1 protein-coding gene is annotated in these 3201 nt (G+C 48.6%); it reads right to left on the reverse strand.

Annotation, left to right across the window (positions count from 1 at the left end; genetic code table 11):
• The coding region (locus IQ219_RS18300) for a DUF4347 domain-containing protein (RefSeq protein ID WP_194073553.1) at nucleotides 1-2620 on the reverse strand (2620 nt) is incomplete at its 3' end.
• Nucleotides 2621-3201 lie beyond the last annotated feature (581 nt).

Here is a 3201-nt window from a genome sequence, read left to right on the forward strand (position 1 = left end):
TGAAGGTTACACCCGCATCTACATCATCGGGGTCGGTGTAACCTAAATCTGCCGCTAGGATGCTGTAGGTTCCACCTTCGGCTACCGTTGCACTCAAGTCTCCTGTCAATACTGGTGGTTCATTGACCGGGGTAACGATGAAATTGAAGGTACTTGCTATTGGTGTTGAGCTATCTTCGTTGCCGTCTTCTACTAGGACATCAAAGGAGGCTGTTGTTGTTTCACCACCATCGTGCTGGAAGCTCACCTGCCCTGCCGTCAATTGGGTTCCCGTGAAGGAGGTTGCGGCAACACCATTCACCAATACCGTGCCATTGCTCTGGTTACTCACCGTGAAGGTTACACCCGCATCTACATCATCGGGGTCGGTGTAACCTAAATCTGCCGCTAGGATGCTGTAGGTTCCACCTTCGGCTACCGTTGCACTCAAGTCTCCTGTCAATACTGGTGGTTCATTGACGGCATTGACAGTAATGGTTGAGGTGTCGGAATCAGACTTAGCCCCCCCTGAACCTGTATTACCTCCGTCATTGGTTACCATGGTGAGGGTAACGGCACCGTTGAAGTTGGCAGTTGGAGCAAAAACGGGGGCAGAGCTAACACCCAGGAATGTATTGATGTTGGCTACTGTACCGCTCAGAACAATGGAGCCAGTTCCAGAGCCGGTTACTGTAACACCTCCTCCTGGTGATGCAGATAAAGTTCCTGAATTGACAGACAGGTTTACGGTTACATTGCCTGTCCCAGCATCCACATCGCTTATGGACAAACTACTCAAGGTTAAGTTCGTGTTCTCATTGACGCTGAACGTTGCCGGTAGGGTATTTACTGGCGCATCATTGACGGTGACGGTGGTGGGTTCGTTGGCGTAGGGAATAAATACAAAAACGGATCCAAATTGACGCCCCCCATTAAAATTAACCGGCGCTGTAGCTCCTATAGAGATATTTATAGAACTAACCGAATCGAATCTCGTTTGTACCCGGCCCTGGTCGTTGAGAGCCAGACCACTATACTCCCCTGAACCAGTAAATCTGATCTGATCTCCTTCACCCGCAGAAGCAGTTAAGTTGGTCGAAGGGTTATTATTAGCAAGCTGATATAGTTCAAATCCGCCATACTCGACGAATTCGGGACCATCGATATCGATGGAATTACTGTATAAATTAGTCAGAGCGAGCGGATTACCGGCGGTATCTTGGAAATTAATCGTGAAATCAACTCTTCCATTGGCACTAGATACATTAACCCTGGGAGCAAAAAAAGCACTGTCCGGAATAGTAAGAGAGCCAACTGTATAGTTATTGTTTCCATTAGGGTTGGGATCATCTATGGAGACAAGTGTGGCATTCGAGATGTTATCGATTGTCACCAGAGCATCGATTTGGGTTCCTGCAACAGTGACGATATTAGTAAATTTATAGACTGCGCCGATGGTAGCAGCACCAGTACCAGTACCTGCCTGATAAATGCCAGGGTTAGTAGAGTTATTAGAAGCGTTATTAGGGCTTGCGCCACCATCGAAGTTTAGGAGCAGGCCTCCAACATCAATCGGTGGAGCTGACTGTTCAACGGAAAGGGATTGACCATCGATGGTAATTTGGGCTTGATCGACATTTTGTTGTAATGAAGCCAGATAAAATTCATTACCCAATACTACATTCGCAAATATTTCTCCTTCGTCGCCTTGGCTATCGGCCCCGTCATTTAAAATTTGGTCAAAATCATGGCCAATTTCTTCGAGCAAGACAGCAACAATTTGCTCTTGGCTAGCGGTGGCAAACCAATCGGCATTCAGATAAATAGTCGGGGTACCAGTGGTTCCGGTCGCACTGTAGGCCCCCAAAGCTCCCTGTAATTCAGCGCCAGAACGTACTTCCAAACGGATTTGGTAACTACCATCCAAAATGGAAGACCGCAAAGATTCTGCATTCCCTGTCCAGCCAGCAGTGCCAGCGGTGGCGCTAAAAGGGATGGCTAACTGAGTGAGATAGTCAGATTGGGCAAAAAAGCCGGAAAGTTGCTCCTGTACTAACAATTGCAGGGCATCGAGCCGCTCGGTGTAGATACCAGAGGAATCTACTAGGTCGAACAAAGACCATTCTCCGTTGCCATCCAAGACGCCGGGATAGGCCGCTAACTCAGGAGCAGAAAAAATATTTTCCATGACAATATCACCCGTTTGAAAATCTAAAAGCCAATTACCACCCAGGGCTTGATGCCCGATCGCCGTAGTGGAAGCGGCGACCCCGGCCTCAGTTAACCCAGCTAACTTTTCAACAAATTCCGCACCGGCATCCCCGGCAGCCACATTGCAACCGTAGAGAGATAGTTGGGGGGACTCTACCCCAGCAAACCAGCCTTTTAACTCCTGACTGCGAAGGGCCAAATTATCCAAGCCCAGATGACCATTACCTAGGTGCAGAAAGCCAGGGGAACCATGGCAAAGAATATGCAGAGAACGAACAGCACCTTGTCTCCCAATCGCTTCAGTAATCTGCCGGAGACCGTCCTGGTCGGGGTCTAGGGTTATTGCTGCAACATTGGGCAGAATAGCCGCCTGAAGCAGGCCCCCATGGAACACCCGGGAGTCAAGGACAAACAAGGTCGAGTTGTGCATATTCAGGATTAAAAGACTCGAAAAAATTGAAAAATTATTTAGGATTCAAGCAGCGGCTAACACAATGGCAGCTCAGTTCGGGGCCGGAGCTCCAGATAAACTCAGTTAGGCGGTTAAACTTAGTTAAAGCAACGGCGCAACCAAACACGGAAAAACAGTTAGAGAAAAGCCCTTTGACCTTTCCGCAATCTCCTCGCGAATGGGGACAGATGAAAAAAACATCCCGAAATTTCTCCGTATTTACCGATATCTAACCCCATCTTACCCAAAAAAAACTAAAAGTATTCACGGTTGCCATGCAAATTTGTCAGGTTACGGAGTTTCCCCGACTGCCGGTAAAAAAATTAACCCTCCACCAAGGCCTGAGGGCTGGGGGCAACAAATTCGTAATTACACTTAGACCGGGCATTCTACTGACAACTAACGATGCCCATCTTTTTCTGGCCGGGATTGGGAAAAAATTTCCCGCCAGGGCTTGGTGGCACAGACACTACAGCGGCCCCAACGTTCGATTTCCCCCGGGTTAACCGCACTGCCGCATTGGGGACAGGACTGCAAAACCTCGGCTCGTTCTTTTAGGG

This window comes from Synechocystis sp. LEGE 06083 (assembly GCF_015207725.1).
Taxonomy (GTDB): domain Bacteria; phylum Cyanobacteriota; class Cyanobacteriia; order Cyanobacteriales; family Microcystaceae; genus Synechocystis; species Synechocystis salina.